Below are 19,862 nucleotides of genomic sequence, written 5' to 3' on the forward strand. Positions count from 1 at the left end.
ATTGTTTGCAAAGCATTGTCTGAATATGATTTTAGATCTATGATAATAGATACAACAAACATGCCAAATGGGGAGGTTTGATAAAACTTTTAGGGTATACCTGCTCTTAAAAGGTGGAGCGATAGGGTTTTAAAATGATGGTTTTTAAGCTGTAAAATATGTACACATTTGTAGCTATTGTGATGTGTAATTATTCCCCAAAAAAATGAGAAGCTGGAATAGAAAAACTATTCTCTAAGAAGGCTCCTGAGTATTAACATTAGCAAGAAATTTTGCCGGATTACCACCATAAATGGTGTATGGGGGAACATCTTTTGTTACGACAGAACCTGCTGCTATTACGGCTCCCTCACCTATAGTGACTCCTTTTAAGATTATGCATCTGCAACCTACCCATGCCTTGTCCTCTATATAGACGGGTTTATTAATAATTTCTTTTGAGTTAAGAGGATGGAGGTCAGAGTCCATGATGGTCACATCCCAGGATATTTTACAATTGGCCCCAATTTTAATTTCAGATTCACAGACCAGGAGGGTGTTTCTGTTTATGTAAGTTCCATTTCCAATACTTACAGTACCATTTTTGCCAATTTCTATACGAACACCGGAATAAAACTGGCAATTTTCTGCCAATAGAGAACCACCTTTATTTATAACCTTGGGTAGAGGAAAGGATTCTTTGACAACTATAATGCCATTTTGAGTGAATTTTCTAGAAAGCCAAAAACCCAATAGATGCTCAAAAAGTGAATGCTTCTTTAAACGACGCTTGATACGTTCTAAAGTACCGGGGTTGTAACTCATGGATTATTGGCATTTTCCTCAGTCAATTCATTGCTGTATTTATCCAGTTTATTATGCAATGTTTTTCTGCTTACTCCGAGCACATTGGCAGCCTCTGATTTATTGTTATTGCACGAGGATAAAGTCTGCTGGATAACTTTTTTCTCAATTTCTTCAAAGGGTGTTCCAATTTCTATCTCCAGAAACTTTCTTTCTGATCTGTCCTTGTTTGGAGTTGTTCGCTCCGTTGGTAAACAACCCTGTGAAGTCAATTGAGAAGGAAGAACATCTTTATCAATTACGCCATCCTTGGAAAGAACAACGCACCTTTCGATGATGTTCTTTAGTTCCCTTACATTCCCGGGCCAATTATATTTTTTGAAGCATGCCAGGCAATCTTCATCAATGTAGAGTTTCTCAATATTATACTTCTCAGAGAATTTCTTTAAAAAATGCTCGGTTAAAAGTGGGATCTCATCTTTTCGATGTCTCAGGGCAGGAATGTATAGTTCGATCACATTTAAGCGATAAAAAAGATCTTGCCTGAAATCGCCTGATTTTATGGCATCATGCAAGATGACGTTTGTAGCTGATATGATCCTCACATCAACTTTGATCTCTTTTTTTCCACCTAATCTTCTGAACGACTGGTATTCAACAGCTCTTAATAGCTTTACCTGAGCATTCAAGGATAATTCCCCAATTTCGTCTAAAAATAATGTACCGCCATTGGCCAGTTCAAAAGCTCCTTCTTTGGTATGATCAGCGCCGGTAAACGCACCTTTTTCATAACCAAATAGTTCACTTTCGATCAGGTCTTCAGGCATAGCTCCACAATTAACGATGATAAAAGGTTTCTTATCAACGACTTCTTTTGGGGCAGAATTATTGTGAATAAAGTGAGCAAGCACTTCTTTACCAGTTCCATTCTCTCCTGTAAGTAGAACCGGCACGTTTGATTTAGCTACCCTTAAAGCTTTACGTTTTAATTCAGTAATTTCGGGGGATTCATGAATCCATTCAGTTTTATCTGGGTTCATGGCTACTCCCGGAACGGATGTGGGCAAGATTTAATTTACCCATAGTCTAACCTCCCCATTTACAAATATTATATTTAGATACAGCTACCCATTAACTGTTTCCAACGTGAGGAGTATTGTAAGGCTTATTGGCGAAATGTTACATGAGAAATTCTTAATGTTTGTAAAGCTGATAATTTTCGTTTTGTACTAAAACATTATCACACAAAGAAAAAGACAAATCCTGCATATGTAAAAACGGCCAGGGTTCCCGCTAAAATTGCTAATGGGAATTGAGTTTGAACATGATCCATAAGGTCACATCCGGTCGCAAGAGAAGAGAGTATCGTGGTGTCTGAGATCGGAGAGCATTGATCTCCAAAAACAGCCCCGCCAATTACAGCCGAAAAGCAAAGAGTAAGAAAGAATGGATCTGGTACTACTGCCCATGCTAAAGGGATGGCGACCGGGAATACGACGGCATAGGTCCCCCAGGATGTTCCTGTTGAAAAAGCGATCAACATACATAAGACCATGAGTAGACCGGGAAGTAAAAAAGCAGGAATAACGTCACCAACCAATTCGACCACATACGGGGCCGTTCCCACAGCATCAGCGACTTCTTTTAGGGTGACTGCCAAAGCCAGGATCACCGCTCCTATCGTGACCCCTTTACAGCCATCAATAAATCCATCAATTACTTCCTGAAGCTTCATGCCTTTAGCCAATGCAATTCCAAAACCGGCCAGGACAGCGAGAATAAATGCTTCAGCGATGGGTAGCACAGCATTTTCTCCCATATTCAAGAAAAACCTGGTGACAAGATAGGGCAGTATCGCTACACCGAGAAGGGTGCCAATGGGGCCAAAGAAGTCGATAAGCCCGGGATTGTAGTCCTCCGGAACTTTGCTTTGAGTCAATTCATCTGCAGCCATCGGGTTTGCTCCTTTACGATCAAGCCCTTTTCCGGCTCGTGCTCTTTTAATGGCTGCTCTCATCTTTTTGCCGGGTATAAAAGGAAATTTATCCCATGCAAAAAGTAAGGTTAACAATATGGCGAATATCGCATAAAAGTTATAAGGAAGTGCAGAGATAAAGAAGGCAACACTTTGTTGCGTGGTTTCTAAAAATGGAAGTGTTCCAATGATCAAGCCACCTACATAAAAAGGCCATACATTAAAAGGAATAATGGTAGCCGCCGGTGAGGCGGTTGAATCAACCATATAAGCCAGTTCTTCATGAGATACCTTGTATTTATCAGCAATAGGCCTTACCGTTGCACCTGTTAAGACCGTACTTATAGTGCCTCCCTGATGAAAGATCAGCCCCATTAACCAGGTAAAGAACTTAGCTGTTTGGGGGCCTCTTACCATTTTTCGGCTTGCCCAGACTGCAAAACGTTCTGCCCCTCCTGTACGTGTCCAGATCCCGATCAAACCTCCCAGTGCCCATAAGTATACAATGATGATCAAGGCAAAACTCTCAGTTCCAACCGAGGGTATCAGGAAATCCTGAACGATGTTGATCTTCCCTGAAATAACCCCACCAAGACAAATTCCAATGAACAAGGAACTGACAACTTCACGGGTGTAAAAAGCAAGAACTATTGCAACTAATGGAGGCATAACGGACCAGAAACCATAATGTCCGTTTTGCTCCGGAAATACCTCATTGACTCCAGCATATATACCGGAAATGATCAAAGCCAGAATTAACCCAATACCAATTTTTCTACGAGTATCAGGGTCCTTCCATTTTTTCTTTGTGACGGCAAAATCATTTGTCATGAGGTGTCATTTTGATTTAAATAAAGTAAGATGGTAGGAAATAGGTCAGGAAATGCCAAAAATTTGGTGTTAAAGAGCATAAAAAAAGGTGCACCTAAAAGATGCACCTTATTAATACTTTTGGTAAAAGAAAGGATTCTTAGTTGAATAACTTTTTGATCCACCCAAAAGCTCCATCTTCAGAACTGGGAGAAGGTCGTTTACCCTTACCTTCTTTACCACCTGAAAGCCCTTCATAGGAAGGTCGGGGAAGCCCGTTGGTTTTCTTTTCCTTTTTGGGTTTTCGGCGTTTGCGATCCTGATTATTCTTCTTTTTGTGGTTCTTTTTCTTTGAACCTGATCGTTTCTTAGACCGTCCTTTCTTTTCTTTAACTTCTTCAGGAAGTGGAATTTCGGTTGGAGCATAGCCAACTTTTTTTACGATCTCGTCGATGTCATCTTTATCCATTTTGGAAACTAAAGAAACCATGCGAGCAGCTTTACCACTGCCGACAAGTTCTGCCCGGTATTTGTATTCATCCACTTCATTGGGCACGTCGTAATTGATAACTTGCTTAACCTCATCCAATTCAACTTCAGTAGCTGATAAACCACCAACCAGCAGGATCTTCATGTCGCCGGAAACAAATTTTCCGAATCTTTCATCATAGTACTCCTGCTTCAGTCCTTCGTTGATGCTCACAACACCCCAGCCTTTTTTCCGGATAATTCTGAACAATCGATCGGTTGTGCGTTTTGAAGCCGCAAATACAACGATCTTGTCGGTCAGTGTTTTTTCCAGATGCGCCAATAAAGTAGATATCTTGGCTCTTGGGGGGACATAAATGTAGGCTTGAGTCAGGTCTTCAGGTACAGTGGGATCTTTTTCACTTTCTGTATCCGAGCTCTGTCCATTGGATGATGTATCTTGTTCAGGCTCTTTATTATTTTCTTCAGGATTGAGAACTACACTCACACTTGCTGCCTCAAGTTTGCGGTTAACTTCATCCTGATCCAACACAAATTCTTCTTCAGAATTTTGTTTGTCATCGGAGTGAGACTCAGTACTTGAGTCGTTTTGTTCATCAGTAGAGTTCTGAGAACCATTATCTTCCTTGAATCCTATAATTTTAGGATCCTTAAGGAGATCAGCTGATAACTGTTGTGTGGCTTTATTGTTGGATTCAGAAAAAATAAGCACTTGTGGATCACTTTCCACCAATTGCATGATATCCTTCACCCGGTTGACCAGGTTATAATTTTCCATGCCATGCGCCTCGTCAATAACAACAAGGTCCACGTGGGAAAGCTTAAGCTTATTTTTATCCAGTATTTCAATCAAACGTCCCGGATTTGCAATTACCACCGGGGCACCATCTTTAATCGCTTGCTCTTGTTCTTCTCTGTTTCCTTTCATGGAAAGTGAAGCACTGCTGATCTGAGCATGGTAACCCATGGCCCAAACTGTTTCATCCAATGCTTTAGCTCGCTCAATAGATGGTGTTAATATTAAAACTTTAGTGCCACTAACCTCTCCATAGGTAGTCAATTTCTGCAAAGCAGGTATCAAAAATACTCCATCATCATCGGATTCAGTTTTTACAAGCAAATGGTTGCCTTGTAGTACCGATGGAATAACTTCATTCTGGAGAGGTGTAGGTTTTTCAATTCGTAGGTCGGCCAGCCCGCTCATTATATTGGGGCTTAAGCCAAATTCTTCAAAAGACAATGTTTACACCTCTTTCGTTTTGGCGTTATAGTTCAATTTTCAAAGATCTTATCTCCTTGAGTGGAGATCTCTTAATATACAAAAAAAGTTACGGAAGCTCAGGTTATGTTAGTTTTATCCAATTCTTTGTATTCAGAATAAGGTAGGTCAAAGAGGTTTTCAGGTTTAATTTTAATCCCTGAATAATGTAAATAAATAAGAGACAGTGCGATGATTGAGATGATTCCCAATACTCCTGCAAGGCCGGCTTCAGGTCCGAAAGAGCCTCCGGTCCACCATTCGGGCCCTTTTTGCTGTATTTGAATGACAGAGTTTCGTATCTCCATGCCACTCACTCTAAAGCCAAAAATACCACCCTGGAAAAAATTCCACGAAAAATGTAAACCAATTGATAAGGCTAATCTCCCGGTAATGATAAATGGAATGGCTAACATTACCCCCGCTAAAAGAATATTGAATACTGCTGTTAATGAAGTATCCGGGTTCGCAGCATGGGCGATACCAAATAGAGCTGAGCTGAGAAAAACACTTATCAAAGTGGCTCTGAATGGAGTGATCTTTCCAATGGATAATCCCTCCTTAATATTAGGAATGAGATATCCCCGTGATAATACCTCTTCATAAAACCCAACAGAAACCATTTGAATAAAAAATACTGAAACAGGGATCAGCCAGTACTTTTGACCATTTCTCTCCCAGCCAAAACCATTCACTTCCAGGCCATCGGTTTGCCAAATAATTAAAAATATGACACCCATGACAGTAGCAGCGATCAGGATGCCTGCAATTAATTCTTTAAGCCAATTTCTAGTTAAGATCAGTCCCGAGTGTTTCCAGGAGCGTTGATCTACATACCGGAACATGACATAATACAATGCAAGAGTAAAGACGGAGATGCCAATATACTGAAGTGCAGTAAAAGGGATCATGGAAGGTAGTGCCACACCAAAACTAAACAGAAAAAGAAAAAGTATGATCCTGAATAACGAGCGCAATCTTTGCTCTTCAACATTAAAAAATGGATTTCTCATAGGTACGATCTTAAAATTCAATGTCCGTCAATATAGAATTAAAGAGAGGTAATATCAGCAGGATAAGGGATCGTCAGAAATTGTTGGGCAATACTTAAAGGATTTTTCGTTTATTACATACAAAGCCAATATAAAAATGAATTTACTGATTATGGAAAGATATGTTCTTGAGGCCCAAAAAGGAGAAGTTGAAGAAACATTTGGTGTAGGTTCTGAATCAGAGGTATTGTTCGAGCCAAACTATAATGCAATGCCCGGAAGCGTAATGCCGGTTGTTGTTATGAAAAATGGACAAAGGGAAATTAAAAGTATGGTGTGGGGCCTGAAAGATAAGGCTGCAAGTATGGTCAGGGAAGAGCTGAAGGTCGAGGATCTAAAAAGATCAAAAGACTGGGATGAGGCCCTTAAGAATGAAGCATGTATAATCCCTGCATCAGGGTTTTATAAGTGGAAAGAAACGGTGCAAGATCCGTTACCTTTTTATTTGAGGGTGATCTCTGAGGATGTAACCGGTTTTGCCGGAATTTATTCATCATTTGAGGATGAAAATGGGAGAAATGTCAGTTCCTATACCATATTGACGATGCCTGCAAATGCATTGGTTGAACCCCTGGATGAAAGAATGCCGGTGATCCTTAAACGCAGTGATTACGAAAAATGGCTCAACGGTAATGCAAGATCATTGATAGACAGGGGCTTTAACGCCGATGAACTGCTCCCTCACATGACAGTTTTCAGGGTGCCGGAATTAGTAAATGACCCTTCAAATAATTCTAAAGAACTCATTCAGCCAATTCCAAAGCTTCGAAATTATGATGGATCGGACGTTGATTAGATATTTTAAGTACCGGATCAGTAAATTTTAATTTCCTTCGGGTATCGTTCCGGGTTTGCCCTCGGTGGGATTATTGTAATACCGTACGGTTGGGTAGGCAAAGTCAATGTCATCATGCTCTTCAAGCCTATTGAGGATGGATTCCCAAAGAAGTTGTGAGACACCCCGCCTTGTTCTTGGGTTGGATAGATAGCGAATGGTAAGATTGATACCGCTGTCTTTAACACTGGTATATACAATTGGGGTTAGGTATCGATATTGGATCAGGTATGATTTCTCGGCTTTCTTGACCTCTTCACGAGCCTGATTCACGAATTCCTGACAAACTTCGTCTGCAATTTCCTGTAGTATTTTTTTTGCTTTTTTCCAGTTGCTCTCAAACGTAACGAGGACGCCCATTTCGTTCCAGACCCACTCAAAATCACTTGTATAGTTGGCAATGTCATCGGTAAATATTTTATGGTTGGGAATGTGGATCACCCGGCCGGTGCTTTGATCGGCGTCAACCCAATTACCAATTTCAAGTAATGTAAATTTGAATACCCGGATGTCAATGACATCTCCTTTTGAATTGCCAACCTGAATTCGGTCTCCCACATCAAATGGTTTTCTCCAGATCAGAAACAGCCAGCCGGCGAGATCAGTAACCGGGTCTTTTAAAGCAATTGCAATACCGGCGGAAAGCAGTCCCAGAAAGGTTCCCAATTGTCCCAATGCGGAAAACCAAACCTGAGCCAGAATTATTGCCCCGATCAGAAAAACAATATAATTAGTGTTCTTTTTCCATTTATAAAGAGTTTTCCTGTCATCAACATTTTTCTGTAGAATACGGACAACAAAAAACCGGATAAGCCACAAGAAAATGATGATCCCGAGAGTTTCAGCTATCTGAATCGTGAGACTTGGAGAATTGGCGATGAAATCTTTTATACTTTCTATGAACTCTTTCATCCGTTATTTGTATTTTTTGATACTCGTATGCTTGGGATAGTATGCAAAAATGGGTATCTTTGCACCCTTCAAAAAGATAAGAATCTAATTACATGCTTTATAATATAATTGTTGGTGTCATCGCAATCATTTGTTTTCTGTTGATCGTGGTTGTTCTATTACAACCCGGTCAGGGTCAAGGAATTTCCGGAATGGGTGGAGCCGGAGCCATCGGAGGCGGTGGCGGACTAGGTGCACGCAGAACGGCTGATCTGCTTTCAAAAGCTACATCCATACTTGCAGGGATATTTCTGACCTTGTGCGTACTCGCAAACTTTGCGATCGACAGAGGAGAAGTGAATCGAAGTATTTTACAGGAAGGACCCGGTATGAACGCTCCAATTGAGTCGCCTTCAGAAACTTCGCCTGCCATACCGCAGACTCAAAGTGAAGACCAGAACGGAACTACAGAAGAAGGCGGAAACTAAGCCGCGTCTTTTCGAAATCGAATTGAAGCCTCATCATGATTGATGAGGCTTTTTTTATGTGCCAAACAAAGGTGAACTAAGGTAACGGTCACCGCGATCGCAAGTGATACACACTATGATCCCATCCTCGAGCTCCTCAGCAATCTTAAGTGCGGCCGACAAGGCTCCGCCACTGCTCATTCCAACAAAGATACCTTCCTCTTTTGCCATACGTCGTGCCATTTCAGTGGCCTCATCCTGACTCACATCCACAACCCTGTCAACTCGATCGGCCTCAAATATTTCAGGCAAGTATTCTGGTGACCATCTTCGGATGCCGGGAATGGAAGAACCCTCGGTTGGTTGAGTGCCTACGATCTGAACAGCCGGGTTTTTAGATTTCAGGTAACGGGACACCCCCATGATGGTTCCGGTGGTTCCCATGGCAGATACAAAATGAGTGATCTTGCCGTCCGTATCTTTCCATATCTCAGGCCCGGTAGTGCGTTCATGTATTTTGTAGTTATCGGGATTCCCAAACTGGTTGAGCTGAAAATAACCTTCTTCGTCCGCCATTTTTTGAGCCAGCTCGCGGGAATACTCGATGGTTTTTTCGGCCGGTGTAAGAATGACTTCAGCTCCAAAGGCCTTCATGGATTTTACTCGTTCTTCGGTGGCACTCTCCGGCATTAGTAATTTGATATTCAAGCCTTTCATGGAAGCGATCATAGCGAGGGCAATACCGGTATTTCCACTGGTGGCTTCAACCAAAGTATCTCCCTTTTTGATCTCACCACGTTCAAGGGCTCCGTTGATCATGCCCAAAGCTGCCCGATCCTTCACACTGCCACCGGGATTTTGCCCCTCCAGTTTGCAGTAGATGGTTACATTCTTATTTGTGGGGATAGATTGCAGTTCGACAAGCGGAGTGTTGCCAATGAGCTCTTCGATATTCATGGTGTGGGTTATTTATACGTTATCGTATCAGTTTCACCTTCGGTATTAGACATTTTAGCTTTGTAGTAGATCTTAGAATTTGCAGGTACGCTTTTGGTCAGCCACACATTTCCGCCGATGATACTGCCTGAACCAATTACGGTCTCGCCCCCCAGTATCGTGGCACCGGAATAGATCACTACATTATCCTCAATAGTTGGATGCCGTTTTATTTTAGCGTCCTCTTTTCTGACACTCAACCCACCAAGGGTCACACCCTGATAGATCTTGACGTTTGAACCGATCTTCGTGGTTTCTCCGATCACCACTCCTGTACCGTGATCAATGCAGAAATGGTCCCCGATCTCGGCACCCGGGTGAATATCAATGCCCGTTTGCCGGTGGGCGAATTCTGAGATGATCCTTGGGATGAGGTTGACACCAAGTTTTAGTAATTCATGAGCGATCCTGTGAGCGGCAATGGCGTAAAAGCCGGGATACGTCCGGATGATCTCACCCTTACTTTTGGCAGCCGGATCACCGGCATAAATGGCTTCCACATCTTCGATCAGTGCTTTACGGATACCAGGTAGTTTGTCGAAGAAGGCATCTTCCAATCCGCTTCGGCCACTTTTGACACATTCCTTATTTTGATCCAGAATAGATCGTAGTTCGGTTTTGCACTCTTCAAGGGATTTACGGATCGAATTTTCAACGATAAGCCGATGATGTGAGAATTCAGGGAAAAGCATGCTTAAAAGGTGTTCAAAAAAAGAGATCACCATTTCAGGGGGCGGGCACTCAGACACTTCTCGGTGTACCCTTGCAAGTTCTCTAACAAATGAATTGAAATCACTCAAGGCTTTAATTAATTATTTAGTTGGGTTAAGAAATGTAACAATTGTTTGGGGCAGATGAGTTCATATTATGATAATTGCTTCATCAGGGCAACGAAAAAATTTCAGCTATACGATCTGTTTGCTGTTTTTATAACAGGCAGATCTAAGGCGAAATGAGGAATTATGACTAAAGAGTCAAAAAAAATGGAAACATTAAAATCATGAAATCGTAGAGGCAGTCAAAATCAATTCAATCTTTATTAGAATCATCATGGCAAAACAAAAAAGAAAAACATGGATCTGGGTTGTAACCTTAGTGGTCATAATTTTAGGTGGTGGCGGCTTTTATTACAGCTATAGCAATAATGCAGAAGAGTCTGATCCGCAGGATGAGCCCCATGTAACAGCTGAGATAGGTACGATAGTAGAAAAAGCCCTCGCTGTGGGAACCATTGAACCCGAGAATGAGATAGCGGTCAAGTCAAAACTATCAGGGGTAGTAAGTAAATTATATGCAGAAGCAGGTGATTATGTTCGTAAAGGAGACCCGCTGATCGAAGTGAGTCCGGACCCAACTCCACTTGAACTGGCAGAGGCAAAAAGAAGCCTTGAGAGAATTGAGATCGAGGAAGCGAATCTTGAAAAAGAGCTGAACAGAATGAGTCAGCTTATGGAGCGAAAACTTGTAGCCCAGCAGGAATATGATCAGCTCAAAGAAAGACACAGTGATGTATTAGTAAGAAAGCAGATCGCGAACGAGCGACTGCAGCTTCTGGAATCCGGTCGAATTAAAATGGGGGATGTTCTTATCGAGTCTGTGATACGCGCTCCTATCGATGGATATATACTTGAAGAGCTTGTTGATGTAGGTGAACCCGTGGTTCCACTGACATCTTATCAGGCAGGTACTCCACTTATGACCATTGCGGAGATGGAAAATCTATTGTTCAAAGGTACAGTGGATGAGATCGATATCGGAAAGGTCGAGATCGGCATGCCGGTTGAGATCAAGATCGGTGCCCTTCCCAGTGATACAATTAGAGGTGAGGTATCTCACATTTCATTGAAAGCACAGGAACAGGATAACGCCACTGTTTTTCCGGTCGAGATCAGGATCACTGATTCAGGTGGAGCCGTACTCAGAGCCGGATATTCAGCAAATGCTGATATCATCATTAAAAAACTGGAAAATACCCTGACCATTCCGGAACGGGTTGTTGAGATGAGAGATGGAAAAGCGTATGTGGATCTGCCGGGATCTGAGCCGGGCAGCCGGGAAGAAAGAGAGATCCAGATCGGAATGAGTGATGCCATCACCGTTGCAGTGTTGGCAGGACTAAACGAGGGCGACAAAGTGTTAGAGCGCCCGGTCAAAACACTCACAGTAAGGTAAACCATTTAAGAAGGAAGGTTATGTCTCTGCCGGCATTATTCAAAGAACTATTCCAAAACCTGAACCAGCAGCGTTTGCGCAGCTTTTTAACCATATTTGGTATCATGTGGGGAACGGCTACGCTCATCTTGCTACTGGCATTTGGGATGGGATTCCGGGATCAAACGGTGTTAAATATGCGCGGCATGGGAGACCAGCTGGCGATCATGTTCGGTGGGCAGACAACCAAGCCTTATGAAGGCTATGGAATCGGCCGGCCGATCAGATACCGCGAGCAGGATGCCAAACTTCTGAAAGATGAAATTTCGGCCATTGATGTAGCCACGCCGGAATACATGCGAAACCTTGAGATCTCCTATGGTGATAAGCGGCGAAACTCATCGGTTGGCGGTGTATACCCGGTATATCAGGAACTGCGTAATACCTTTGAGGTGCCCGGTGGGCGGTGGCTAAACCAACGTGACCTTGATGAACGCCGAAGGGTTATCTTTTTGGGGAACAGATTGGCGGAAAATTTATTTGGTGAGGAGGACCCGGTTGGAAAACAGGTAATGGTTTCAAATACACCTTTTACAGTGATCGGTGTGCTTCAGGAAAAGATTCAGAATTCATCCTATTCACAGCAGGATAGAGACCGTTCTTTTATTCCGGCTTCCACATTTTCGGCCATGATGGGTACCGAGATCATAAATAACATATTGTATACCCCATCAGACCCGGCACTTGCTCCGGCTATTCAGGATCAGGTGTATGAAGTAATGGGCCGTAAACATCGCTTTGACCCAACCGACAGGGATGCTATAGGGATATGGGATACCAACGAATTCTGGTCGTTCATTAACATTATGTTTTTAGGTATCAATGGGTTTCTTGGGTTGATCGGATTCTTCACTCTGGCTGTTGGGGGCATTGGTGTGGCGAATATCATGTTTGTGGTGGTTCAGGAGCGTATGAAAGAGATCGGGATTCGAAGAGCCGCCGGGGCAAGGCGACATCATATCATGGCTCAGTTCTTCCTGGAGACTTTCATGATCGTTGGGATCGGAGCTTCTGCCGGTTATCTCATTGGTTGGTTTCTGGTGGAAGCCATGCAGAACATACCAATAAAAGATTTTGTGGGAACCCCTTACTTCTCACCTGAAGTTGGCCTGATCGCATTTGCTGTCTTGGGATTCGTTGGCTTCGCTTCAGGATTGTTGCCGGCCTGGAGGGCTTCCCGATTGGATGTGGTCGATTGCCTGAGACAATAATTTTAACCTGTAATGTAAACCAATATGTGGCGCACACTTTTCACTGAATTCTTCTCTGACCTGAACAAGCAAAAGCTGCGTTCATTCCTGACGTTAACTGCTATTGCCTGGGGGACTCTTTCTGTGGTGCTTCTACTTGCATTTGGCCGGGGTTTGGGAACCAGCCTGATGGAAGGAATGCTTGGAGCGGGCAATCAGGTGATCGTGGTATATGGTGGACAAACCAGCATGAACTATGAAGGGTTGGGTATTGGTCGTCGAATCTCTTTCACCGAAGCTGACGTAGAACTATTACAGGATGCAGTACCGGGCATTCAGTATTCGAGTCCGCAATATGGTCGCTGGGGCGCTCAACTAAAGACAGAAGATGTAACCACGAATACTTTTATGGAAGGTGTGAATCCTGATTTTGAGATCATGAGAACGATGTATCCTGCAGCAGGTGGGCGTTTCATCAACGAACGGGATGTGGATGAAATGAGAAGGGTTCTGTTTCTTGGGGATGAAATTGCGGTTCGACTTTTCGCTGATGTGGATCCTGTTGGGCAACAGGTGATGCTCGATAACACTCCTTTTACCGTAGTTGGTGTTATGAAGCCTAAAATGCAGACCTCTATGAATAACGGTCCGGATGCTGACCGTGCTATTATACCCTATACTACATTCCGGAATATGTATGGCAATCGAAATATTGGCTCCATGCTGATCCGTCCTGAAGATCCATCCCTTCAGGAAAACATAAAGGCAGGGATCACCAATATCATGGCTTCAAAATATAACTTTGATCCTGCTGATGAACAGGCTATGCCAATGTGGGATTTCATTGAAATGGAAGAAATGAATCAAAAAGTGGCCATGGGGCTGGAAATATTTCTCTTTACGGTAGGATTCTTCACGCTTATGATCGCCGGGGTTGGCGTAGCAAACATAATGTTCGTAGTGGTTAAAGAAAGAACCCGTGAAATTGGATTGAAGATCGCGGTAGGCGCCAGAAAGGTCCATATCATCACTCAATTCATTTTTGAGTCTTTATTTATCTCATTTTTAGGAGGCGGACTTGGTATTCTTGTCTCATCAGCTATAGTATTTGGAGTACAGTCCATGAATCTGGAAGGGGGAGCAGCTGACTTTTTAGGGAATCCGGAAATTTCTCAGCTGGCTGTATTTGTTACTGTTGGAGTCTTAGGTGTAATTGGGCTTCTTGCCGGAATATTCCCGGCCATAAAGGCAGCCAAGGTAGACCCGGTGGAATCACTTCGATACGAGTGATCGGTTCAACTAATACTGAAGAGCTTATTATTTCCCGATACAGAAGCGGGAAAAAATAGAGTCCAGGACATCCTCATTAGTGATCTCTCCGGTGATAGTACCCAATTCTTTGAGTGCCGCCCTGAGGTCGATCGACAGAAAGTCGCCGGTCATATTGATAGCTAACCCACGCAGAGCAGACTGCACGTGTTCCTTGGTCTTTTGAAGGGCATCGCGATGTCGGGTTGAAGTGACAAGAAGGCTTGAAGCATCATAGTGTTTATTCTCTAATGCCCGGTCTTTCAGTAGCTGTTTCAGCTCTTTGATCTTCTCACCTTCAAGGGCTGAGATCTTCAGGTCAAATTCAGTTCGCCATTCCTGATCTGCCTCAATATCAGCTTTGGTACCGATCAATATGAAAGGAGTTTCTTTGGCGCGGGATTGAAAATCAGCGATCTCCTTCCGTTCTTCATCGCTGAAAGGTTGAGACAGGTCTTTGAGGTAGATCACGAGATCTGCCTGCTCGAATGCTTTCTGAGAACGCTTTACACCCTCGGCCTCAACTATATCTTCTGTATCCCGTAATCCGGCTGTGTCTATGAGTTTGAAAAGCAATCCATCATAGCTCCAGTCAGCATCGATTGTGTCCCGGGTAGTTCCTGCGATCTCCGTTACGATAGCTCGGTCGGTTCCAACCAAGGTATTCAGCAAAGTGGATTTTCCGGCATTGGGTCGACCAATGAGTACGGTCTTGACGCCATCTTTGACTAACCGGCCGGTTTCATAAGTTTCAAGAAGCTCGGTGATCTCCGAGTCAAGATCTTCAAGTAATTGTTGAAGTTGCTCTTTATTAGCGAATTCAACGTCTTCTTCAATAAAATCAAGTTCAAGTTCCACCATGGCAGTGGCATCTATGATCTGTTGCCGGAATTTCTTGATATGTTCCCCAAGTCGTCCCTCCAGCTGCTGATGGGCAGCATCCACGGCTTTGGAGCTTTTAGCATGGATCAGGTCAGCAACGGCCTCGGCCTGATCGAGATCGAGTTTGCCATTCAGGAAAGCACGCTGGGTGAATTCACCCGGTTCGGCAGACCTGACCCCAACTGACAGGATGGTTTCAAGGACGGTTTGGGTTACAAGAACTCCACCGTGGCAGGATATCTCCACAGTTTCCTCGCCGGTGTAAGAACGGGGGGAGTGAAATAAAGTGACCAATACCTCATCCACGGGAAATCCTTCTTTGTTCACGATCTTTCCAAAATGAACCGTATGAGATGCTTGCTGAGTCAGGTCCTTTCCCTGAAAGGCCTTGTTAACCGTGGCGATGGCATCCCGGCCGGAAACCCGGATCACGGCAATGCCGCCTTCCCCAACCGGGGTGGCGATGGCCGCAATAGGTGATTTTTGAGTGATGTCTGTCATGCTGATAAGATAGGCAGATTGGAATGAAAACCGTAGGGGCAATTCATGAATTGCCCCTACGGTTTTCAGGCAAAATATGTACCTTGGTTCTAAACAAACTCAATAAATACAATCCTATGAAGAAGACCCTATCTGTTATACTACTGCTATTTTTTGGTTTTAACCTGGTGCAGGCCCAGAATTACTCACCGGACCGCCCGGGCATTGGCAACGGGTCTTTTATCACTCCGAAAGGCATGCTAGGCCTTGAAGCCGGAATTCAATTCAGTAATACTGACTTCAATGAGCAGTATGATGTTGGGCAATTGGTATTGAGATATGGAATCAGCGAAAAACTGGAATTTCGGGCTCTTTTGGGATCCTATACGTCTGTTGATCAGGAACTCCTGGGTGGCAGCAACTCATATTCCGGTTTTCAGGATATGGGTTTGGGTTTCAAATACAACCTTATCTCCAATGATGGAAGATCCAACCTTTCGGCACTGGCTGAGGTAACCCTGCCTGTTGGATCAGATGAGTTTACCAGCGATGAGACCATCCCCTCAATTGGTTTACTTGCTGACCATAGTTTAAATGAAAGCCTTAGTATATCCTCCAACCTTGGGTACCGCTTTGAAGTAGGGAATGTGGATGACAGCTGGTTGTTTACACTCACGCCGGGCTTTGTGATCACTGAAAATATGAACGGTTACTTCGGTTACGCCGGAAATTATTACGGCAATTTTGAGCAACACTGGGTGGAAGGTGGCATCACCTATGGACTTGAGAGTGGCACCCAGCTGGACCTGAATATTGGATACGACACCGAAAATGAGATCACATTCATAGGGATCGGGTTTGCCCAATCATTTTGATCGATCCACGGTGAAAGGTGAGCAAAAGGGTGGACAGTGTTCATCCTTTTTTTGTATGATGGGGAAAGGCCAAGTCAAATTCAGTTGATATGGGAAAATACATCTTAGCATTAGATCAGGGGACAACCAGTTCGAGAGCTATGCTCTTTAATAAGAAGGGAGAGATAGTTACGGTAGCTCAAAAAGAGTTTAGGCAGATCTATCCACACCCCGGATGGGTGGAGCATGATGCTCAGGAGATCTGGTCAACCCAGGCGGGTGTGGCAGCCGAGGCTGTGGCCTCTGCCGGTGTAAGTGGTAAGGATATTGCGGGAATCGGCATTACCAATCAGCGGGAAACTACGGTGATCTGGGACCGCGAATCCGGTAAGCCGATCTATAATGCGATCGTATGGCAAGACCGGAGGACATCCGAATATTGTGATCAGCTCAAGGAAGAAGGGTATGAGGATATGATCCGCTCAAAGACGGGTCTGGTCATTGATTCTTATTTCTCCGGTACAAAAGTGAAATGGATCTTGGATAATGTAGAAGGAGCCAGGGAAAAAGCTGAAAACGGAAAGCTCGCGTTTGGAACCATTGACAGCTGGCTGGTTTGGAATCTGACACAAGGTGAAGAGCACATAACCGATGTGACAAATGCATCTAGGACCCTATTGTTCAATATTCACACCATGGCATGGGATGATGAGTTGCTTGAGCTTATGGATATCCCCAAAAGCATGCTGCCTGATGTGAGACAGTCGAGTGAGGTCTATGGAGAGTCAAAAAGTTCTCTGTTTGCAATTAAAGTCCCTGTAGCCGGTATTGCGGGAGATCAGCAGTCAGCCTTGTTTGGGCAAATGTGCACTGAGCCGGGCATGGTCAAGAACACCTATGGCACCGGTTGTTTTATGCTGATGAATGTGGGAAATGAGCCGGTCGAATCACAAAACAAGTTGCTAAGTACCGTTGCCTGGCAGATCGACGGAAAAACTCAATACGCTTTGGAAGGTTCAGTTTTTATAGGTGGAGCCGTTGTACAGTGGCTAAGAGATGAGTTGGGGATCATACAGGATGCCAAGGATGTAGAATATTATGCAAACAAAGTTGAAAGTTCTGACGGCGTATATTTGATCCCGGCGTTCACCGGACTTGGGGCTCCGCACTGGAATCAGCATGCACGAGGCATGTTGGTGGGTATGACCAGGGGAACGAGTCGAGCCCATCTGGCAAGGGCGGCTCAGGAAGCCATAGCCTATCAGGTGATGGATCTGCTGACGGCCATGCAGGCTGATGCTGAAGTTGATATCAAGGAGTTGAGGGTTGATGGTGGGGCTACTTCAAACGATACGTTATTGCAATTTCAAAGTGATCTTTTAAGAGTACCCGTAATACGACCTGAGGTTACAGAAACCACGGCTTTGGGAGCTGCTTTCTTGGCGGGATTGGCTGTGGGTTTCTGGGATGACCTTGATGAGATCCGATCCATATGGAAAAAAGAAAGAAAGTTTGAACCAAAGATGGATGAAACAAAAGTACAGGAACTGATAAAAGGGTGGAAAAGGGCGGTGAGAGCAGCCATATCGTGGGCAGATGACCGGTGATCAATATTCAGGCCATAAAAAAAGCCGGATCTTGAGACCCGGCTTCTGATATAATGTTAAGATTGTTTTGGGTTACTCGATATCACCCATAAGCTTTCTGACGCCAGGTGCAGCAAGCAGGGCAACGATACCACCGCCGCCTATGATAAGGGCAACACTCTGGAAAAGACCGGATGGGGCTAATGTTTCAAGTTGACCCGCAAGCAATCCTGCCATAAGATTACCTAAAGCTGCAGCAACGAACCAAATACCCATCATCTGACTCACTCTGTTCTTTGGAGCCAGTTTGGTCATGGATGAAAGCCCTACAGGCGAAAGACATAACTCACCGGCTGTGTGCAGGAAGTAGGTTACGATCAACCATGCCGGAGAAACGAGGTTTGTTGCAGAAGCATTGGCAGATCCCCAGGCAAGTACAAAAAAACCGGCCGCCAGGCCAAACAGGCCCAATCCAAATTTGACCGGGATGGAGGGATTTGCATTTCGGGATGCCAGCCAGGTCCACATGAACCCAAATATTGGTGCAAAGATCACAATGAAGGTTGGATTGATAAGCTGTAACGTACTTGCAGGGATGATCCAACCATTACCAACCTGACTGAATACCCAGTACAGAAAGCCTATCAGGCCAATGGCCGAAGCAACCAGGGCAAACTTTGCCATACCCCACAGGTCATCTCTTCTAAAAGCTTTAAGCACATAATATCCTATAGGAAGTGCAATAATAAAGGTTACCAGAAAAGCTCCATAACCTCCCAGGAATGAATTGGGCCCTACAGCACGTTCAGTAAGATCGGAAGCAAAAAGATTGAGGGATGAACCGGCTTGTTCAAACCCACTCCAAAAAAGAGCGGCAAGAATGAATAACCAGAAAATAACTCCAAGTCGCTTTTTCTCTTCGGTATTATGCCCGCCAAAGAAAATGATGTAAGCAAAAAACAAGAGTGTGATGATCACAGCAACAATCCCAAGGTTCTGAGCCAGTGCATCAAGAGCTACATCAATGGCACCTGAACTCTGGAGAAAACCAAACACCACCACAATAGCGATCAAAATGGAGGAAACGGTGTAGAAGATCTTGCTTTTTCTGCTGACTTGTTCTTCTGTGAAATTCTCATCCAGTTCACCGGCGCCTTCCAGATATTTATCACCAATTTTGTAAGAGATCAATCCAAGGACCATACCAAATCCGGCCAGGGAGAATCCATAGTGCCAGTTATATCCTTCACCAAGCAAACCGCAAAGCAGTGGTCCGAGAATGGCTCCAAGGTTGATCCCCATATAGAATATGGAAAAACCGGCGTCGCGACGGGCTCCACCTTCCGGATATATATCTCCCACCATGGAACTCACATTTGGTTTCAGGAGTCCTGTTCCGATCACGATGAGTGCGAGCCCGATAAAAAAGAAAGTGGTGGTAGGCACAGCCATACTGAAGTGGCCGGCTGCAATAATACAACCTCCTACAAAAACAGCTTTTTTCTGTCCCCAGATATTATCAGCAACCCAGCCACCCGGTAATGAAAGTACGTACACAAAAAACGTATATATACCATAAATAGCTGTAGCTTCACCAACACTGAAACCAAGCCCCGGGTTATCACCAAGTGCTTCGGCCGTCATGAAAAGTACAAGGAGGGCACGCATTCCGTAATAACTGAATCGCTCCCATAATTCTGTAAAAAATAAGGTCGAAAGTCCGCGCGGATGACCAAAGAAGTCGTTTGCGGTAGCGGGATTCCCGTTTGCCATAATGTTTAAGTGTTGGTTAAGA

The 19,862-nt window shown here is 44.0% G+C and carries 17 protein-coding genes; 7 read left to right on the forward strand and 10 right to left on the reverse strand.

The genetic code is table 11. The features are described from left to right. Positions 1 to 234: 234 nt before the first annotated feature. The 5 genes from AC13FX_RS01345 to AC13FX_RS01365 form a co-directional block, all read right to left on the reverse strand. Entirely contained in the window at positions 235 to 804 is a 570-nt protein-coding gene (locus AC13FX_RS01345; protein WP_482878604.1) for an acyltransferase, read from the reverse strand. After that, positions 801 to 1,850, reverse strand: a complete 1,050-nt coding sequence (locus AC13FX_RS01350; protein ID WP_482878605.1) for a sigma-54 interaction domain-containing protein — start codon at positions 1,848 to 1,850, stop codon at positions 801 to 803. The genes AC13FX_RS01345 and AC13FX_RS01350 overlap by 4 nt, the downstream gene beginning before the upstream one ends. Positions 1,851 to 2,023: 173 nt before the next feature. Then, the gene (locus AC13FX_RS01355) at positions 2,024 to 3,589 is read right to left on the reverse strand and encodes a Na+/H+ antiporter NhaC family protein (protein WP_482878606.1); all 1,566 of its coding nucleotides are present in this window, start codon (positions 3,587 to 3,589) and stop codon (positions 2,024 to 2,026) included. Between the two features lie 139 nt (positions 3,590 to 3,728). After that, the gene (locus AC13FX_RS01360) at positions 3,729 to 5,297 is read right to left on the reverse strand and encodes a DEAD/DEAH box helicase (protein WP_482878607.1); all 1,569 of its coding nucleotides are present in this window, start codon (positions 5,295 to 5,297) and stop codon (positions 3,729 to 3,731) included. A gap of 98 nt (positions 5,298 to 5,395) precedes the next feature. Next, complete coding sequence (locus tag AC13FX_RS01365; RefSeq protein WP_482878608.1) at positions 5,396 to 6,328, reverse strand: CPBP family intramembrane glutamic endopeptidase; 933 nt, start codon at positions 6,326 to 6,328, stop codon at positions 5,396 to 5,398. Between the two features lie 136 nt (positions 6,329 to 6,464). Here AC13FX_RS01365 and AC13FX_RS01370 point away from each other — a divergent pair, with 136 nt between their 5' ends. Continuing rightward, a complete protein-coding gene (locus AC13FX_RS01370; protein WP_482878609.1) occupies positions 6,465 to 7,163 on the forward strand; it encodes an SOS response-associated peptidase in 699 nt (232 codons plus the stop codon). Between the two features lie 27 nt (positions 7,164 to 7,190). Here the strand turns inward: AC13FX_RS01370 and AC13FX_RS01375 are convergent, their stop codons facing one another. Then, on the reverse strand, positions 7,191 to 8,114 hold the full coding sequence (locus tag AC13FX_RS01375) for a mechanosensitive ion channel family protein (protein ID WP_482878610.1): 924 nt from the start codon (positions 8,112 to 8,114) through the stop codon (positions 7,191 to 7,193). 92 nt (positions 8,115 to 8,206) lie between these two features. Here AC13FX_RS01375 and secG point away from each other — a divergent pair, with 92 nt between their 5' ends. After that, positions 8,207 to 8,581: a preprotein translocase subunit SecG gene (secG, locus tag AC13FX_RS01380; RefSeq protein WP_482878611.1), complete on the forward strand. Its 375-nt coding sequence runs from the start codon at positions 8,207 to 8,209 to the stop codon at positions 8,579 to 8,581. 54 nt (positions 8,582 to 8,635) lie between these two features. Here the strand turns inward: secG and cysM are convergent, their stop codons facing one another. Both cysM and epsC read right to left on the reverse strand, forming a co-directional pair. Continuing rightward, entirely contained in the window at positions 8,636 to 9,517 is an 882-nt protein-coding gene (cysM, locus tag AC13FX_RS01385; protein ID WP_482878612.1) for a cysteine synthase CysM, read from the reverse strand. An 8-nt stretch (positions 9,518 to 9,525) separates the two neighbouring features. Next, complete coding sequence (epsC, locus tag AC13FX_RS01390) at positions 9,526 to 10,356, reverse strand: serine O-acetyltransferase EpsC (protein ID WP_482878613.1); 831 nt, start codon at positions 10,354 to 10,356, stop codon at positions 9,526 to 9,528. 250 nt (positions 10,357 to 10,606) lie between these two features. Between epsC and AC13FX_RS01395 the strand changes: the two genes are divergently transcribed. The 3 genes from AC13FX_RS01395 to AC13FX_RS01405 are packed head-to-tail and all read left to right on the forward strand — an operon-like array spanning position 10,607 to position 14,247. Next, on the forward strand, positions 10,607 to 11,728 hold the full coding sequence (locus AC13FX_RS01395; RefSeq protein WP_482878614.1) for an efflux RND transporter periplasmic adaptor subunit: 1,122 nt from the start codon (positions 10,607 to 10,609) through the stop codon (positions 11,726 to 11,728). Positions 11,729 to 11,748: 20 nt separating this feature from the next. Further along, positions 11,749 to 12,978 carry an ABC transporter permease gene (locus tag AC13FX_RS01400; RefSeq protein ID WP_482878615.1) on the forward strand — a complete coding sequence of 410 codons (1,230 nt, stop codon included), beginning with the start codon at positions 11,749 to 11,751 and terminating at the stop codon, positions 12,976 to 12,978. Positions 12,979 to 13,002: 24 nt separating this feature from the next. Further along, positions 13,003 to 14,247, forward strand: a complete 1,245-nt coding sequence (locus AC13FX_RS01405; protein ID WP_482878616.1) for an ABC transporter permease — start codon at positions 13,003 to 13,005, stop codon at positions 14,245 to 14,247. 27 nt (positions 14,248 to 14,274) lie between these two features. On the opposite strand, the gene mnmE is transcribed toward AC13FX_RS01405, so the two are convergent. Next, positions 14,275 to 15,648 (reverse strand): tRNA uridine-5-carboxymethylaminomethyl(34) synthesis GTPase MnmE, encoded by a 1,374-nt coding sequence (gene mnmE, locus AC13FX_RS01410; protein ID WP_482878617.1) that lies wholly within the window; start codon positions 15,646 to 15,648, stop codon positions 14,275 to 14,277. 116 nt (positions 15,649 to 15,764) lie between these two features. Here mnmE and AC13FX_RS01415 point away from each other — a divergent pair, with 116 nt between their 5' ends. Together AC13FX_RS01415 and glpK are read left to right on the forward strand one after the other, a co-directional pair. Continuing rightward, on the forward strand, positions 15,765 to 16,502 hold the full coding sequence (locus AC13FX_RS01415; protein WP_482878618.1) for a transporter: 738 nt from the start codon (positions 15,765 to 15,767) through the stop codon (positions 16,500 to 16,502). Between the two features lie 89 nt (positions 16,503 to 16,591). Then, on the forward strand, positions 16,592 to 18,088 hold the full coding sequence (glpK, locus tag AC13FX_RS01420) for a glycerol kinase GlpK (RefSeq protein WP_482878619.1): 1,497 nt from the start codon (positions 16,592 to 16,594) through the stop codon (positions 18,086 to 18,088). Between the two features lie 72 nt (positions 18,089 to 18,160). Here glpK and AC13FX_RS01425 read toward each other — a convergent pair whose 3' ends face one another. Further along, positions 18,161 to 19,840: a peptide MFS transporter gene (locus AC13FX_RS01425; RefSeq protein ID WP_482878620.1), complete on the reverse strand. Its 1,680-nt coding sequence runs from the start codon at positions 19,838 to 19,840 to the stop codon at positions 18,161 to 18,163. Positions 19,841 to 19,862 lie beyond the last annotated feature (22 nt).

The sequence above is a fragment of the Gracilimonas sp. B-17 genome, assembly GCF_056857935.1.

What these genes read in the sequence shown, in the direction of transcription:
- AC13FX_RS01345 (WP_482878604.1), bottom strand. Translation starts at nt 804, where the DNA reads ATGAGTTACAACCCCGGTACTTTAGAACGTATCAAGCGTCGTTTAAAG.
- AC13FX_RS01355 (WP_482878606.1), bottom strand. Translation starts at nt 3,589, where the DNA reads ATGACAAATGATTTTGCCGTCACAAAGAAAAAATGGAAGGACCCTGAT.
- AC13FX_RS01365 (WP_482878608.1), bottom strand. Translation starts at nt 6,328, where the DNA reads ATGAGAAATCCATTTTTTAATGTTGAAGAGCAAAGATTGCGCTCGTTA.
- AC13FX_RS01370 (WP_482878609.1), top strand. Translation starts at nt 6,465, where the DNA reads ATGAATTTACTGATTATGGAAAGATATGTTCTTGAGGCCCAAAAAGGA.
- AC13FX_RS01375 (WP_482878610.1), bottom strand. Translation starts at nt 8,114, where the DNA reads ATGAAAGAGTTCATAGAAAGTATAAAAGATTTCATCGCCAATTCTCCA.
- secG (WP_482878611.1), top strand. Translation starts at nt 8,207, where the DNA reads ATGCTTTATAATATAATTGTTGGTGTCATCGCAATCATTTGTTTTCTG.
- cysM (WP_482878612.1), bottom strand. Translation starts at nt 9,517, where the DNA reads ATGAATATCGAAGAGCTCATTGGCAACACTCCGCTTGTCGAACTGCAA.
- AC13FX_RS01395 (WP_482878614.1), top strand. Translation starts at nt 10,607, where the DNA reads ATGGCAAAACAAAAAAGAAAAACATGGATCTGGGTTGTAACCTTAGTG.
- AC13FX_RS01400 (WP_482878615.1), top strand. Translation starts at nt 11,749, where the DNA reads ATGTCTCTGCCGGCATTATTCAAAGAACTATTCCAAAACCTGAACCAG.
- AC13FX_RS01405 (WP_482878616.1), top strand. Translation starts at nt 13,003, where the DNA reads ATGTGGCGCACACTTTTCACTGAATTCTTCTCTGACCTGAACAAGCAA.
- mnmE (WP_482878617.1), bottom strand. Translation starts at nt 15,648, where the DNA reads ATGACAGACATCACTCAAAAATCACCTATTGCGGCCATCGCCACCCCG.
- AC13FX_RS01415 (WP_482878618.1), top strand. Translation starts at nt 15,765, where the DNA reads ATGAAGAAGACCCTATCTGTTATACTACTGCTATTTTTTGGTTTTAAC.
- glpK (WP_482878619.1), top strand. Translation starts at nt 16,592, where the DNA reads ATGGGAAAATACATCTTAGCATTAGATCAGGGGACAACCAGTTCGAGA.
- AC13FX_RS01425 (WP_482878620.1), bottom strand. Translation starts at nt 19,840, where the DNA reads ATGGCAAACGGGAATCCCGCTACCGCAAACGACTTCTTTGGTCATCCG.